This is a genomic window from Rosettibacter firmus, assembly GCF_036860695.1.
GTDB classification, from domain to species: domain Bacteria; phylum Bacteroidota; class Ignavibacteria; order Ignavibacteriales; family Melioribacteraceae; genus Rosettibacter; species Rosettibacter firmus.
This window is the reverse complement of record NZ_JAYKGJ010000003.1, coordinates 261,852-276,821: the sequence shown is the minus strand read 5'-3', so window position 1 is coordinate 276,821 and position 14,970 is coordinate 261,852. Positions and strand designations below refer to the sequence as shown.

The window sequence follows — 14,970 nt, the reverse complement described above, 5'->3', positions numbered from 1 at the left end:
AAAGAACAATTCGAATTTTTCGCAAGTGTGAAGATTTCATATTAGAGAATGATTCTATTTATTCTAAGTGATTCCAGATTTTTTGTTCCAACACCAAGTTTATGAGCTAAAGAGATATATTGAATATCATCAGGATTCATTCCAAAAAGTTTTGTTGCGGCTACATCTGCTGCGACAATGTCTGTAGAAATAATTTGAGATTTCATAATTACAACATCAGCAAGAGATACTCCACGAGGTCCATTTTTTTTCATCACATAGTAAGCATCAACAATATTTAAATCTGGTTTTCTAAATGTACTGAAATCAGCTATACATTGATGTAAATCGGTTCGATGCCAGTAACCTCTATCCCATACAGTTCCCATTAAGTTTTTCATTGAAATGGTTAATCTTGTTGAACCATGATGTTTGAGAATCGGTATATTTATAAATACATCACAATCAAGTATAAGCTCATGTACTTTATCTCTTTTAAGTTTTACACCTTTTTTTATTTCTACATCTTGATAATAACTTTCACTATTTCCCGGAACAATTTCTCCACCAGCATCTTTTACAGCCTTTTCAATGCCACTGTTTGAATAGCATCTTTTCCAGTCATCACAGGTATGGTCAAACACATAAACTTTTTTTGCACCAGCTTCGTAACAATGTTCTATTACTCTTGCAACAAGTTTTGGGTTGGTATTTGCTGCACGTTCCGGGTTTGCGTCCCATCCAATATTTGGTTTAATTACAACAGTTTGATTTTTCTTTACAAATGCTTTCATACCACCAAGTGATTTTATTCCCTCATCGAACATTTTATCTGGTTCGCCACCTTTGATAGCAACTAAATCATAATTTCCTGATAATGAATAATTTTCTTTAAAAATATAATTACTTACAAAGCCTGGAAAAGATAAAGAAGCACCAATGATTGTGCCTGCCTGTAGTCCTTTTTTGATGAATTCTCTTCTTTTCATTTTATTCCCTGTTGATAAAATTTTTTTTAATATAAGATATATATATATTATATTGTATTCAAGATTAAAAACAACTGTGGATTAAAAAAATGAATTCAAAAGTATTAGTTCTCAGTGAAAGTAAAATCACCAACATTATATTTGATCTAATATCATTATCGGTAATTACTTTAACTCCAGCATTATCACATTTGACCAGTATACCACTATATTTACTCGAACCGATGAGAATAATGTTGATTATTACACTACTTCACACTTCAAGAAAAAATGCATATGTTCTTGCTTTTGTGTTGCCATTATTTTCGTTGTTAATATCCAATCATCCATCTTTAATAAAAACTATTCTTATTGCTGCTGAATTATCTCTTAATGTTTATTTGTTTTTTCTGTTAATTACAAAAATTAATAATAAACTTATTGCGACTTTTATCAGTATCCTATTAAGTAAGATTTTTTATTATACAGTAAAATTTATTCTCATTTCGTCTGGATTAATGAAAGAAGATCTTGTTAACACACCATTATATATTCAGTTATTAATTGCATTTATTTTATCTATCTATACCTTCTGGGTTTTAAGGAAGAGAGAATTGGCTGATTCAATACATTATGATTTATAGTTACACAAGTATTTTGAGTTAATAATAGATCTGGAATAAAAAAGGCTTGCAATTGCAAGCCTTTAATTTTATTGCATCATTAATCAGTATTTATATCTTAACCATTTAATTACTTCCAACCATCTGGGTTTTTTTCCTGTTCTTAGAATCCCAACTCGATAAATTCTGCCAGCAACAGGAAATATTGCAGATATCGTTAATACATTTAATGTTAATGCTAAAATTAGCTGCCAGAAAGGAACATCAATCAATGTCATTCTTGCAGGCATTACAATTATTGATGAGAAAGGAAACAACGAAGCTATTTCTGCATAAGGCTTATTTGGGTTTTCCATTATTGACAGAGAAATGAAAAAGGGAATAATGATTAACATCATAACAGGCATGGTTCCAGAAGATGCATCCTGTGGATTATCGAATATTGCACCAACTGTTGCAAATAATGAAATAAACAGAATTAATCCAATAAAGAAATTAATTAAAACATACAAAACTATATTTGGATTAATACTTATTAGAATATCTTCTGGTAGAGCAAGCCAGGTTGAAGATGTAACAGCTATAATTGTTAATAACCATATTCCCATCTGAACAACACCAGTTATTGATGCACCGAGTATTTTACCTGTCATTAATTCTACTGGACTTACAGACGATAGAATTATTTCTACAATTCTATTGCTTTTTTCTTCTATTACAGATTGCATTGTCATCTGTCCTATTAACAATAAACTCATATAAAGTAAAATTGTAAATGCATAAGCTAAGATTAGATTTCCATAACCTTCTTTTTTGATGTCTTCATCTTTAGAAACTTTAAAACCAGCAAATTCTACTCCCCGCCGTACAAAATTTAATTCTTCTGGTGAGAGTGCTCTATTCATAAAATGTGAATCTATTAAGACTTTGTTAATCGGGTTTTCTAATTCTTTTGATAATGAAATATTCATAGGTGATTTTGAGTAATATTCAATTTTTTTATTCACAAGAGCAGAAGCTGGAATAAAAATTATTCCTGTTAGTCTTTCTTCCATTATTTCCTGTCTTTTATCATTCAAGTATTTTGTAAATTCTTCTCTTTGCATTGTTTTATATGTAAACACATAATTTCTTTTTGTTACAAAATCATAATTATTAAATTCATTCATAAAATTATCTAGCATATCTTGATCTTCTGTAATCAACTCAAATTTTAGATTTTTACTTTCTGTTGAGTATAATAAAGCTTGAACTCCAAGAAAAACTATTATTAAACCTGGAATTAATAATGTCATTGTAATAAAAGCTCTGGAAAATAATCTTTCTTTTAATTCTCTTTTAATTACTGCTAATACTCTGTAATTAAACATAATGCCCCCTTAATTAATAATATTAATATTATTGTCATCATATTTGCCAACAAGTTCTATAAAAATCTCGTGTAGAGAGATATCATTAGCATCAAATTTTTTTATTAATACATTTCTTTCTATTAGCAATCTTAAGAGTTGCTGTATTTGATTTGAATCTTTTACTCTAATGCCGGTGGTATTTCCAAAATCTTCTATTTTTTCTACAAAGGGATGTTCTTTTAGAAAAGAAATATCTCCTTCGTAAGATAAGCTTACATTTCTTTGTGCATACTTCGATTTAATTTCTGATAGAGAACCTTTGAGTATAAGTTTACCAGAATCAATTATTGCAATGTAGTCGCACATTTTTTCTGCATAGTCAATTAGATGTGTTGATAGAATTATAACTTTCCCTTTTTCTTTCATTTCAAGAATGATATTTTTTAAGATATTTGTGTTAACCGGATCAAGTCCTGCGAATGGTTCATCAAGTATTATAAATTCCGGGTCATGAAGTATTGTAGCAATGAATTGTACTTTTTGTTGATTCCCTTTGGAAAGATCTTCAATTTTAGAAAATCTTCTGTCATACAGCTCAAATTTTTTTAGATAATCTTCAGCCTTTTTTGTAACCTCTCGTCCAGTTTTTCCTTTAAGTTCTGCAAAGTAAAGAAGTGTATCGAGCACTTTCATTTTTTTATAAAGTCCTCTTTCTTCTGGCAGATAACCTACATTGTTCTTAAATTCCTGTCCTACTTTAGTACCACGAAGAATTACTTCTCCATTGTCTGGTAAATAAATTCCCATCATCATTCTAATAGTTGTAGTTTTGCCTGCACCATTTCTTCCAATAAGTCCAAAGATTGAACCATCGGGAACTTCAAAAGAAACATTATTAACAGCTACTAAGCCGTTAAAGCTTTTTGTTAGATTTTTTACTTCAAGTGAATGGTTCATATTCTCCCTCTTTTTTACAAAGTTAATTAAAGAAGATATGGCAATATAAAAATTATTATGTCATTTTAAATAATCTCTGTTTATTCTTTTGTTATTCTGAAATCCACTAAAGGGGAGGTGAAGAATCTCTTTTGAGATCGTCTTGTTTCACGCAGGACTCAGAATGACTTCATAAGTCTTCATCTGTCATTCTGAGCGAAGCGAAGAATCTCAGAGTTTTCGGTTACTTCACTATAAGAAGTTCTTCGGTCACTTCGTTAGATTCTTCGGGAGTTACAATGCTATCAAGAATACTTAACAAATTCTTCTTAAAATTTTTTGGGGTTCAAAGGTAATAGAGGAAGTGTTTTATTAGACTTTATAAGAAAAATATTTTTATCAATAAACTAATTATGTATTATCATCAATTGTTGTACAAATACTATCTGGCGTATCACGGTAATAAATATAAGTTGGATAATCAACTTTAATAATTTTAAATCTTTCCTGAGCTCTTTCAAAAAAATCTGAATCATCGCTGTATCTTAAATTTCTGAAACCACCAAGTTCAAAAAAGACATTCCTTTTTCCAAAGAATGTTCCCCCAATTACACATTCAGATAAGTGAATTAATTTTTTTAAATCATTTTTGTCTTTTACATAAGGGAAACCAATAATTTCAACGCCACCATGAATTAAATCAACATCAGTATTATTGTTCATAAAATCAACTCTAAGTTTTAAGTGTTCGGATTTATATTCATCATCGCTTCCTAGAAAAGTTATAAATTTACCTGTTGATGCTAAAATGCCAGCATTAGTCGAAAGAGGTGTTTTTCTATTAGAATGTCTTAAGTATCTAATGTTTTCATGCTTTAAAATAAAATTATCAATAAGTTTTATTGAATTATCTGTGCTACCATCATCAACTATTATTAATTCCCAGTCTTTAAATGTTTGTTTGAGTACAGAATTAATTGCTCTTTCGAGATAATTTATTCTGTTGAATGTTGGAAGAATAATTGAAACAACTGGATTAAAATTATTGTAAACCTGTATCATAAAAAAATAATAAACTTTTCTTCAAATATAACTTTTTATTAAACTAAATTTTTACTTAATTTAACTAATTAATTTAATTACAGGAAATACAAATGAGCTCTAAAGAGCAAAAGAATTACTTTGAAATATTAAAAAGATACGAAAGAAAATTCGATTCGAAAGAATTAGAAGAGTACAAGATGCTACTTAAGAGACACAAAGACGATGAAGATCTCGATAGATTATCGATGGAAAAATTAAAAGCACTTTATACTAAATATCATGTCAATAGAGAAAAAAAGAATTACGATAATCTTTTTAAAAAACCAGCTGATAATGACTCAAACAGTTAATCTTCCAAAAAAATTTTGTGGTGGTAAAAATGAGTTATAAAATATTAAATCGCATAATTGCTGCTATTGTATTTTTTATTAGCCTATTAGTTTTTATATCTACAGTACAACCATCGGTATCTTTCTGGGATTGTGGTGAATTTATTGCATCATCTTATGCAATGCAGGTTCCACATCCGCCGGGCACTCCATTCTTTTTAATTCTTGGACGATTATTTTCTATGCTTCCAATTGCTGAGAATATTGGTCTTCGTGTAAATATGATTTCTGTTTTATCGAGTGCTTTTACTGTGATGCTCCTTTATTTAATTGCTGTTAAATTGATTCAAAATTATAGAAAGAAAGAACCAGATAATTTAATTGATGCTTTAGCAATATATTTTTCCGCAGCAATTGGTGCCCTTTCTTTATCTTTTAGCGATACTTTCTGGTTTAATGCTGTTGAAGCAGAAGTTTATGCATTTTCAACTTTCTTTATTGCTTTTGTAATTTGGTTAATGATTTTATGGAACGAAAAAGCAGATAAACCAGATAACGAAAAATATCTTATTCTAATTGCTTATTTAATTGGACTTTCTACCGGTGTTCATCTGATGTCTGTTCTTGCAATTGTTCCTATTGTAATGGTTGTTGTCTTTAGAAAATATGTAACCGATGAGGAAGTACTTAAAAAAACCGGGATAATTTTTATAATCCATTCTGTGATTATTATTCTTGTTGCTTTTGCAATGTGGGCTTCTCAAAATGAATCTACTCCACCTTCATACGAAGAATTTCGTCAGATTGATTCAAGATTCTGGATGGTGTTTATTGTGATCAGTATTTTATTTATGGGAGCTTTGTATAAAAAAATATTTCAAAGAAGTTCATTTTATATCCCAATTATCATTGGTGGAATTGCTTTAATTGGTGTTTATCCCGGAATAGTTAAATATGTACCTAAACTTATAACAATTTTATCCGGGAACGATTTTACAATGAACATAATTGTTTCTGTATTATTATTTGCAGTTTTAGGAGGAGCAATTTATTGGTCATCAAAAAATAATAAACCAACTTTTAACCTGATCTTTAAATGTATTTTCTATGCAATGATTGGAATTACAACTTATGCAATGATTATAATCCGTGCCAATCAAGAAACTCCGATAAATATGAATAGTCCAAAAACATTTACAGAATTAGAATCTTATTTAAATCGTGAACAATATGGCGATTTCCCAATTTTCAAAAGAAGATATTCAAACGAACCACATCAGCAATTAATTTATACTAACTATTCGAGTGATTTAGATTTTCTACTTCGATATCAAATGGATCATATGTTTAATAGATATTTATTCTGGAATTATATTGGAAGAGTATCGACTTATCAGGATAGTGGAGTTGATTGGAAGGACTTATATGGAATCCCATTTTTTATTGGTTTATTTGGTTTGTATTTTCATTTTAGAAGAGACTGGAAGATGGCTTCGGTCTTTCTGGTGATGTTTATTTTTCTTGGCTATTTAACTGCATTTTATCAAAATCAGCAGGAACCACAACCACGAGAAAGAGATTATTTCTATGTTGGAGCTTTCTTTGTGTTTTCTTTATGGATTGCTCTTGGAATGCGTGGTTTAATTGAATTACTTCATGAAAAATTTGATAAAATAAAAAATCTTAAACCTGCTACAATTATTCTTTTGCTTGCAGGTTTTATTGTTGTTCCTGCTAATATGTATCGTGCAAATTATTTTGAACATGATCGCTCTAAAAATTATGTGCCATGGGATTATGCATATAATCTTTTACAAAGTGTTGCTCCTAATGCTATATTATTCACTAATGGCGATAACGATACATTCCCATTATGGTATTTACAGGATGTCGAAGGTGTAAGGCGAGATGTTAGAATTGCTAATTTGAGTCTCTTGAATACACCATGGTATATTAAACAACTTAAGAATACATCCCCTTATGGTGCAGAAAAAGTTGCAATGAGTTTTACAGACGAAGAAATTGACCAGCTTACAGTGCAAAGATGGGAACCGGTTGAAGTATCTATTCCAGTAACTGATGATGTAATTAAAGAATGGGGAATTACCGATACAGCCGTTATAAAACATAAAAAAATTTCCTGGATAATGAAGAATCCGGTTCAATACGGAAATATTAAAGCAATCCGTGTTCAGGATCTTGCTGTGCTCGATATTATTATGCAAAGTAAATGGAAACGACCGGTTTATTTTGCTATGACATGCTCTGAAGATAGTAAATTGAGTCTGGAAGATTATTTACAGATGGAAGGTGTTGCTTTAAGAGTTGTTCCAAAAAAATTTGATGCACAATCATTTGAATATATTAATGAACCTATTGTAAGAAAACAATTATTTGATGAACCTGAAGGCTTTAGTAAAACTTATAGACCTGGATTTAAGTTCAGAGGCTTAAATGATAAAACTATTTTCTTTGATGAAAATCATGAAAGACTTACTCAAAATTATAGAAATACTTTCTTAAGACTTGCAATTCATTATTTGTACCATCTGAAAGATAGCTCTAAAGCAATTGAAACTCTTAATATGATGGAGAAAAAAATTCCACGTGATGTTATTCCTTTAGATTATAGAATTGAACATGATGTTGCTCGACTTTATTATGCTGCAGGTGATATGAAACAATATACAATTTATGCAAAAGATGTAATTAAAACTGCAAAGCAAATGCTTAAGATAAATCCACAGGATTTTTCGAGCTGGAATAATCCATATGATGTTCTTCTTACTCATTATGAAAATTTGAAAATGTATAAAGAAGCTCTCGAAGTATTAAATCAATTGTCAACTTATTTGCCTAATGATGTAACTGTAAAAAGTTTAATTGATAAGTTCAAAAGACTTGCAGAAGGAAATAAAGGTAATTAAGATATATTGAAACCCTGCCTGCTGCTGGCAGTCGCAAAGAACTCAGAGAGGATGCAAAGAAATAAAACTTTGCTCTCTTTGAGCCCTTTGCGGTTTTAATTTACTTTAATCGCACAGATCTCTATAGTTTCAATAAAACATAAATCTTAAGTTGAAAAATCATTTTATGAAAATTCTAATTAATGCTTTATCTGGCATTGGCGATGCATTAATGTTTACTCCTGCATTAAAAAAACTCAAAGAAGATTACCCCGATTCTCAAATTGATGCCCTTGTAATGTATAAAGGTGTAAAGGAAATTTATGAAAGACTTCCTGAAATATCTAAGATTCATTACTGGGAATTCTTGAAAGAAAAAAAATTAAAATCATTACTCTTTGTATTGAGTTTAAGAAATAAATATGATATTTCCATTAATGTTTATCCATCAAACAGAAAAGAATATAACCTGATTAATTTTTTAATTGGAGCACAAGAAAGAGTAGCTATTAAATATCTTAGAAAAGATTTTCAGAATCTTGGCTTTCTTAATAATCTCCGAGTTCAAGAAGATGATAGTCTTCACAATGTCGAAGAAAATATAAGATTATGTGAATTAGTTACAAATAAAAAATTTAGTGATATACCTGAATTAATCCTGAATTTCAAAAACGAAGATTTAGAGTTTGGTGAAAATTTTCTAAAGGAAAATCATATCAGTGAAAATGAATTAATAATTGGTTTTCATCCTGGATGTTCAACATTAAAAAATCATGACAAAAGAAGATGGGAAACTTATAAGTTTGCTGAACTTGGTAAAAAATTAATCGAAGAACACAAAGCAAAAATTTTAATATTTGGTGGACCAGAAGAAAAAATCATAAAAGAAGAAGTTGTAAATAAAATCAACTCCACTTCAGCAATAAGTGTAGATACATCATCATTAATTCACACAGCAACAGTAATGAAAAGATGTAACATTTTTGTTACGAACGATTCAAGTCTAATGCACATTGCATCTGCACTGGGATTGAATGTTGTTGCGATAATTGGTCCAACAAATAAAAATTATATTCATCCATGGAAAACAAACTATAAAATTGCTTCACTAGAACTTGAATGTTCTCCATGTTTCTATTATTCACCCAAACCATTAACCTGTACAAGAAAAGATATTAAATTTAAATGCATAAAAGAACTTGGAGTGGAACATGTTTATAGTCAGGTAGTAAAGTTTATACATGTTGATTAGTTGAAAAAGAAAATTTGTTAATTGATTTGATTCTGTAAAAAAAATTATTAATATTTGTAAAAACCGAGGAAGTTGGGGACAACCCGGCTGAGAGGAAGTCTAGAATGCGACTTCGGCCTTTTGAACCTGATCCGGGTAATACCGGCGTAGGGAAGGTTAAATTAAATCCTTTCATATAGCCTGTTAACCCTCCCCATACTTCCTTCGGTGATTTATTAAATCATTAACAATGGAGGTAGTATGACTCAATTAGAATTTGCACGTGCTGGTAAAATTACAGATGCTATGGCATATGTTGCCGAAAAGGAAAATAAATCTCCAGCTGAAATCCTTGAACTTGTAAAACTTGGCAGAGTAATAATTCCAGCTAATATAAATCATACAAATCTTACAAACTTTACAGGAATTGGTGAATCCCTTTCTGTAAAAGTCAATACAAACATTGGTACTTCTTATGATTATATCAATGTTGAAGAAGAAATTGAAAAAGCAAAAGTCGCAATTCAATATGGAACCGATACTCTTATGGATTTATCAACAGGTGGCGATTTGAAATTTATACGTAATGCAATTCTTGATGTTTGCACAGTTCCACTCGGTACTGTTCCAATTTACGAAGCAGAATTTGAAGTGGCTAAGAGATCTTCAATTTATGATATGACTCCAGATGATATTTTTAATGTAATTGAAGAACATGGAAAACAGGGAGTCGATTACATAACTGTTCATTGTGGAATTACAATAGAAACCCTGCGAAGATATCAGAATGAAAATAGAACCACTGGAATTGTTTCTCGTGGTGGTGGACTAATTGCTGCATGGATATTAAAAAATAAAGAAGAAAATCCTTTGTATAAATATTACGATCGCCTTCTCGAAATAGCCCACGAATATGATATAACTTTATCACTGGGTGATGGTTTAAGGCCGGGCAGTATTAACGATTCGACAGATAGAGCACAGATTGCAGAATTGATGATTATTGGCGAACTGGTAGAAAGAGCACGTAAAGCTGGTGTTCAGGTAATGGTCGAAGGTCCGGGTCATATACCTCTTAATGAAATTCAAACAAATGTTCAGATTCAGAAAAAGCTTACAAAAGGAGCTCCATTTTATATTCTTGGAATGCTTCCTACGGATATTGCTGCTGGATTTGATCATATTGCTGGAGCAATTGGTGGTGCACTTGCAGGCTGGTATGGTGCCGATATGCTCTGTTATATTACTCCAGCTGAACATGTAGGACTTCCAACCGTTGATGATGTAAAAGATGGAGTTATTGCTTTTAAGATTGCAGCTCACATTGCAGATATAGCAAGAGGAAATAAAAATGCTATTGAAAGAAATAAAAAAATGAGTGAAGCTCGATATAAACTTGATTGGGATAAACAATTTGAACTGGCTCTCTATGGTAACGAAGCAAAAAAGATTTTTGAAAAAAGAGCTTCTAAAACAGAAGCCTGCTCAATGTGCGGTCCATTCTGCCCGATGAATCTTGTTGAACACACAATTCGTAATAACAAATTAATTGAGGTGTAAATATGAATAAAGCTCAATTTCCTGCAATTGGAAAAATTAGTCCAGAATTTTTTAATCACTATATTTATCCACAACTTGGTGCAAAAAGAAATGATGTGCTGGTACCTCCAAATCATGGAGTTGATATTGGAATTGTTCAGGTAGCAGATAATACAGTAATGGCAGTTACAACCGATCCAATTTATATTGTACCACAATATGGATGGGAAAAAGCTGCATGGTTTGCATGGCATATTTTAGCAAGTGATGTTACAACAAGTGGATTCCCTCCAGCTTATGCTATTTTTGATTTTAATCTTCCAATGAGTATTCAAGAAGATGAATTTGAAAAAGTTTGGAAAGTTATTCATCAGGAATGTGAAAAATATGGAACATCTGTAATAACCGGTCACACAGCTCGTTATACCGGAACAGATTATCCTATGGTTGGTGGTGCTACTTTTATTGCTATTGGACCAAAAGATAAATATTTAACACCACAATTTGCACAGGAAGGTGATTACGTTGTTATTACTAAAGGAGCAGCAATAGAAGCTGTTGGCATTTTTTCTAATACTTTCAAAAATTATATTAAAGAAAAATTAGGAGAAGAAATTTTTTCTAAAGCCGAAAATTTATTCTATAAAATGAGTACTGTAGATGATGCTTTAACAGCTGTTAAAATTGGTGTTAAAGATGATGGCGTTACTTCAATGCACGATGCAACTGAATGCGGTGTGATAGGTGGTGTTTACGAAGTGGCTCAAGCAAGTAAAAAAGGAATCATTATTTATAAAGATAAAATTCCTGTACTTCCCGAAGTTAATGCCGTTTGCAATTTATTTGATATGGATCCTTACATTTCAATTAGCGAAGGAACTTTGGTCATAACAGTTCGACCTCACAAAGTTGATCTGTTAATTAATGAATTAAAAAATAAAGGAATTGAGTCTGCTGTAGTTGGAGAAATTCTTCCAGAAGAAAAAGGTAGATGGATTGTTGAAAATAATGAAACAAAAAAATTAGAACATCCAAGAGTAGATCCATTCTGGCAGGCAATTGCAAAAGCTTTTGAAATGAAATTAAATTAGGTAAAAAATTGAATTCATTACCTGTTGCATTAACAATAGCTGGAAGTGATAGCAGTGCTGGTGCTGGTATTCAGGCAGATTTAAAAACTTTTATGGCTCTAAATGTTTATGGTGTATCTGCTATCACTTCCATTACTGCTCAAAACACCACTGGCATAAATGAAATATATGACCTGCCTGGTTTTCTCGTTTACAGGCAAATTAAATCAATTGCCGATGATATTAAAATTGATGCTGTAAAAACTGGTATGCTTTCAAATGCTGAGATAATTGATAATGTTGCATTGGCAATTAAAGATTTTCATTTGGACAAACTAATTGTTGATCCAGTCCTTCATTCAAAAGATAATTCTGAATTATTGAAAAGAAATTCATTAAATGATTTTAAAGAAAAAATCTTACCACTTGCTTTAGTTATTACTCCAAATATTTCTGAAGCACAATTACTTTCTGGAATAGAAATTTCAACAAAAGATGATATGATAAAAGTTGCAGAGAAACTTATAAAACTTGGTCCAGAATATATTGTGATCAAAGGTGGTCATCTTTTAATAAATGAAAAAGTTTTCGATTTGATTTTTTCAGAAAATACAATTGAATTTTTAGAATATCCAAGAATCAATACCATCAACACTCATGGTATTGGTTGCACTTTTTCTGCAGCTATCACAGCTTTTATAGCTAAAGGCTATGATGTTATTTCTTCAATTAAAAATGCAAGAAATTATATTCAATCTGCTCTTCAAAACGAAATTAAAATTGGAAAAGGTTTTGGTCCATTAAATCACAGGTGGTTATGGAAAGAATAAAAGGTCTTTATGCAATAACAGATGAAAATCTAATTCCTGATGATAAACTCGAAGAAATGATTGAGCAGGCGATATTAGGAGGAGTAAATTTAGTTCAATTAAGAGATAAATATTTTGGCTTCGAAAAAAGATTAGAAAGAGCAAAGCGAATTAAATCTATTACAGATAAATATAAAATTCCATTAATTATTAACGATGATCCTTATGTTGCACTTGAGAGTAATGCAGATGGTGTTCATCTTGGTAAAGAAGATCTTGGTAATAATGAATTCGATAGCTTTAATAAAATTAGAAAAATATTAAAGAATAAAATTATAGGTATCTCCTGTTACGATGATCTTGAAAGAGCTATAATGTTTGAAAAATTAGGTGCAGATTATGTGGCTTTTGGAGCTGTATTTGCTTCTCCAACTAAACCATCAGAACCAGTATTAAACTCAATCGATTTTTTTAAGAAAGCAAAAAAGAAATTAAAAATTCCAGTTGTTGCAATTGGTGGTATTAATGAAAATAATTATAAATTAATAATTGATTATGTTGATGCTATTGCAGTAGTCTCTGCTTTGTTTAATGGCAATCCATATATTAATGCAAAAAAATTTTGTTTGGAATGATCGTTAGAATCTTCAATCACTTTGTTTCTACTTTATCAATTCTACCATGTCATTCTGAATCCCGCTTTAGCAGGAGGTAGGATCTCTTTATTTCTTTTATTAGATTCTTCGATCATCCAACTTTATCGAATTCCCTAAGAATGACTTCGCAAGTACTCGTCTGTCATCCTGAACGGAGTGAAGGATCTCTTACTATGCATTTCATTTTAACTTTGTTAATTCTTATAATACTTTTAATAACTTTGTCAGATCCTTCGTCATCCGACTTCGTCGGATTCCCTCAGGATGACTGCGTCAACTTTATCATATCATTTTATCGACATTATCGTGTCATTCTGAATCCCGCTTTAGCAGGGGAAGAATCTAAGATTATTCATTTGTTTCACTCCCGCAGAGTGACATTATCAATTTATAGCATTATGAATATTACCATTGTCATTCTGAGCGTAGCGAAGAATCTCTTTTTAGCTCCTTCATCTACAGCAGGACTCAGAATGACTTTATAAATTCTCATCTGTCATTCTGAGCGTAGCGAAGAATCTAAAATTATCATAATTAATTTGCTTTAGTTATAATTGAGAATAAATGAGACTTAAGCCTGAGATTCCAATTTAAATCAATGAACAGTTTGCTAAAGCAAACCGCAATAAAAAAATTATTTAATATTAAAAATTGCAGTTCATTTTAGTGAACCGAGAAGAAAAGAAAGAAATAAAAAAGGCTTTAGCCACATTAACAATCAATGGGATTAAAGCTCAATTTTATTTTATCAATCATTCATTTACTAATTATTACCTGTCATTCTGAGCGTAGCGAAGAATCTCTTTTTAGCTCCTTCATCTACAACAGGACTCAGGATGACAACTTCATCATTACAATTGTCATTCTGAGCGAGGTGAAGAATCTAAAATATTTCAGTCGTTTCACTTTCTCAGAATTACAGTGTCGGTTTCTATTTGTTATTCTATTTTTTCTCAAAGAAAATTTTTTAATACCAATCTTTACTAAGGTCTTCCCATAAAGGATTTTCTTTTTCTATTAATTCTATTTTCTTTCTTCTTAACCAACCTTTTATTTGTTTCTCTCTTGCAAGTGCTGTTTTTATATCTTTAGTCTCTTCATAATATACTAATTTTGTTGTGTTATATTTGCTTGTGAAACCGGGAATTATTTTTTTCTTATGTTCATATACTCTTCTTTTTATATCATTCGTTACACCTGTATATATAACCTTACTTTTGCTTGCCATTATATATACGTAATATGATTTCATGTTTTACTTGTTGTATATTTAGATTCTTCCCCCGCCTTCAGCGGGGTCAGAATGACAATGAAAAAATAGAATATGTGAATAAAAAATTCCACTTGAACCTTGCTGCTTCAAATGCGTTTAGTCAAAAAAATTACAAAGAATAATCCTGCTTTAGCCACATTAATAATCAATAACACAAAGCCCTAACTTTAAGCAAAGCTTAGAATGATTTCATAAATTCTCATCTGTCATTCTGAACGAAGTGAAGAATCTTTCAATAGATCCTTCGTCCTGCTT

The 14,970-nt window shown here is 30.7% G+C and carries 13 protein-coding genes and 1 riboswitch; of the genes, 8 read left to right on the top strand and 5 right to left on the bottom strand.

Going from position 1 to position 14,970, the window contains the following annotated elements; all coding sequences use genetic code 11:
- Positions 1 to 41: 41 nt before the first annotated feature.
- The gene (locus VJY38_RS11555) at positions 42 to 968 is read right to left on the bottom strand and encodes a DUF362 domain-containing protein (RefSeq protein WP_353680867.1); all 927 of its coding nucleotides are present in this window, start codon (positions 966 to 968) and stop codon (positions 42 to 44) included.
- Positions 969 to 1,057: 89 nt separating this feature from the next.
- Here VJY38_RS11555 and VJY38_RS11550 point away from each other — a divergent pair, with 89 nt between their 5' ends.
- Positions 1,058 to 1,591 (top strand): hypothetical protein, encoded by a 534-nt coding sequence (locus tag VJY38_RS11550; protein WP_353680866.1) that lies wholly within the window; start codon positions 1,058 to 1,060, stop codon positions 1,589 to 1,591.
- 83 nt (positions 1,592 to 1,674) lie between these two features.
- On the opposite strand, the gene VJY38_RS11545 is transcribed toward VJY38_RS11550, so the two are convergent.
- From VJY38_RS11545 to VJY38_RS11535, 3 genes are all read right to left on the bottom strand, one after another.
- Positions 1,675 to 2,940 (bottom strand): ABC transporter permease, encoded by a 1,266-nt coding sequence (locus VJY38_RS11545; protein ID WP_353680865.1) that lies wholly within the window; start codon positions 2,938 to 2,940, stop codon positions 1,675 to 1,677.
- Between the two features lie 9 nt (positions 2,941 to 2,949).
- On the bottom strand, positions 2,950 to 3,879 hold the full coding sequence (locus VJY38_RS11540) for an ABC transporter ATP-binding protein (protein ID WP_353680864.1): 930 nt from the start codon (positions 3,877 to 3,879) through the stop codon (positions 2,950 to 2,952).
- Positions 3,880 to 4,269: 390 nt separating this feature from the next.
- The gene (locus tag VJY38_RS11535; protein WP_353680863.1) at positions 4,270 to 4,920 is read right to left on the bottom strand and encodes a glycosyltransferase family 2 protein; all 651 of its coding nucleotides are present in this window, start codon (positions 4,918 to 4,920) and stop codon (positions 4,270 to 4,272) included.
- A gap of 92 nt (positions 4,921 to 5,012) precedes the next feature.
- Between VJY38_RS11535 and VJY38_RS11530 the strand changes: the two genes are divergently transcribed.
- The 7 genes from VJY38_RS11530 (at position 5,013) to thiE (ending at position 13,421) form a co-directional block, all read left to right on the top strand.
- Positions 5,013 to 5,252 (top strand): hypothetical protein, encoded by a 240-nt coding sequence (locus VJY38_RS11530; protein WP_353680862.1) that lies wholly within the window; start codon positions 5,013 to 5,015, stop codon positions 5,250 to 5,252.
- 29 nt (positions 5,253 to 5,281) lie between these two features.
- On the top strand, positions 5,282 to 8,158 hold the full coding sequence (locus tag VJY38_RS11525; RefSeq protein WP_353680861.1) for a protein O-mannosyl-transferase family: 2,877 nt from the start codon (positions 5,282 to 5,284) through the stop codon (positions 8,156 to 8,158).
- Between the two features lie 166 nt (positions 8,159 to 8,324).
- Positions 8,325 to 9,389: a glycosyltransferase family 9 protein gene (locus VJY38_RS11520; RefSeq protein ID WP_353680860.1), complete on the top strand. Its 1,065-nt coding sequence runs from the start codon at positions 8,325 to 8,327 to the stop codon at positions 9,387 to 9,389.
- A gap of 55 nt (positions 9,390 to 9,444) precedes the next feature.
- Positions 9,445 to 9,560, top strand: a riboswitch (TPP riboswitch).
- A gap of 69 nt (positions 9,561 to 9,629) precedes the next feature.
- Complete coding sequence (gene thiC / locus VJY38_RS11515) at positions 9,630 to 10,928, top strand: phosphomethylpyrimidine synthase ThiC (RefSeq protein WP_353680859.1); 1,299 nt, start codon at positions 9,630 to 9,632, stop codon at positions 10,926 to 10,928.
- 2 nt (positions 10,929 to 10,930) lie between these two features.
- Positions 10,931 to 11,998, top strand: a complete 1,068-nt coding sequence (locus tag VJY38_RS11510; RefSeq protein WP_353680858.1) for an AIR synthase family protein — start codon at positions 10,931 to 10,933, stop codon at positions 11,996 to 11,998.
- Positions 11,999 to 12,006: 8 nt separating this feature from the next.
- Positions 12,007 to 12,807, top strand: coding sequence for a bifunctional hydroxymethylpyrimidine kinase/phosphomethylpyrimidine kinase (gene thiD, locus VJY38_RS11505; protein WP_353680857.1), 801 nt, complete (start codon positions 12,007 to 12,009; stop codon positions 12,805 to 12,807).
- A complete protein-coding gene (thiE, locus tag VJY38_RS11500) occupies positions 12,795 to 13,421 on the top strand; it encodes a thiamine phosphate synthase (protein ID WP_353680856.1) in 627 nt (208 codons plus the stop codon). Before thiD ends, thiE begins: the two co-directional genes overlap by 13 nt.
- Positions 13,422 to 14,409: 988 nt before the next feature.
- Here thiE and VJY38_RS11495 read toward each other — a convergent pair.
- The gene (locus VJY38_RS11495; protein WP_353680855.1) at positions 14,410 to 14,694 is read right to left on the bottom strand and encodes a GIY-YIG nuclease family protein; all 285 of its coding nucleotides are present in this window, start codon (positions 14,692 to 14,694) and stop codon (positions 14,410 to 14,412) included.
- Between the last annotated feature and the right edge of the window lie 276 nt (positions 14,695 to 14,970).

Coding starts and splice junctions, on each gene's coding strand:
- thiE (WP_353680856.1), top strand. CDS start 12,795: ATGGAAAGAATAAAAGGTCTTTATGCAATAACAGATGAAAATCTAATT.
- VJY38_RS11535 (WP_353680863.1), bottom strand. CDS start 4,920: ATGATACAGGTTTACAATAATTTTAATCCAGTTGTTTCAATTATTCTT.
- VJY38_RS11545 (WP_353680865.1), bottom strand. CDS start 2,940: ATGTTTAATTACAGAGTATTAGCAGTAATTAAAAGAGAATTAAAAGAA.
- VJY38_RS11555 (WP_353680867.1), bottom strand. CDS start 968: ATGAAAAGAAGAGAATTCATCAAAAAAGGACTACAGGCAGGCACAATC.
- thiC (WP_353680859.1), top strand. CDS start 9,630: ATGACTCAATTAGAATTTGCACGTGCTGGTAAAATTACAGATGCTATG.
- VJY38_RS11530 (WP_353680862.1), top strand. CDS start 5,013: ATGAGCTCTAAAGAGCAAAAGAATTACTTTGAAATATTAAAAAGATAC.
- VJY38_RS11525 (WP_353680861.1), top strand. CDS start 5,282: ATGAGTTATAAAATATTAAATCGCATAATTGCTGCTATTGTATTTTTT.
- VJY38_RS11540 (WP_353680864.1), bottom strand. CDS start 3,879: ATGAACCATTCACTTGAAGTAAAAAATCTAACAAAAAGCTTTAACGGC.
- VJY38_RS11510 (WP_353680858.1), top strand. CDS start 10,931: ATGAATAAAGCTCAATTTCCTGCAATTGGAAAAATTAGTCCAGAATTT.
- VJY38_RS11520 (WP_353680860.1), top strand. CDS start 8,325: ATGAAAATTCTAATTAATGCTTTATCTGGCATTGGCGATGCATTAATG.
- VJY38_RS11550 (WP_353680866.1), top strand. CDS start 1,058: ATGAATTCAAAAGTATTAGTTCTCAGTGAAAGTAAAATCACCAACATT.
- VJY38_RS11495 (WP_353680855.1), bottom strand. CDS start 14,694: ATGAAATCATATTACGTATATATAATGGCAAGCAAAAGTAAGGTTATA.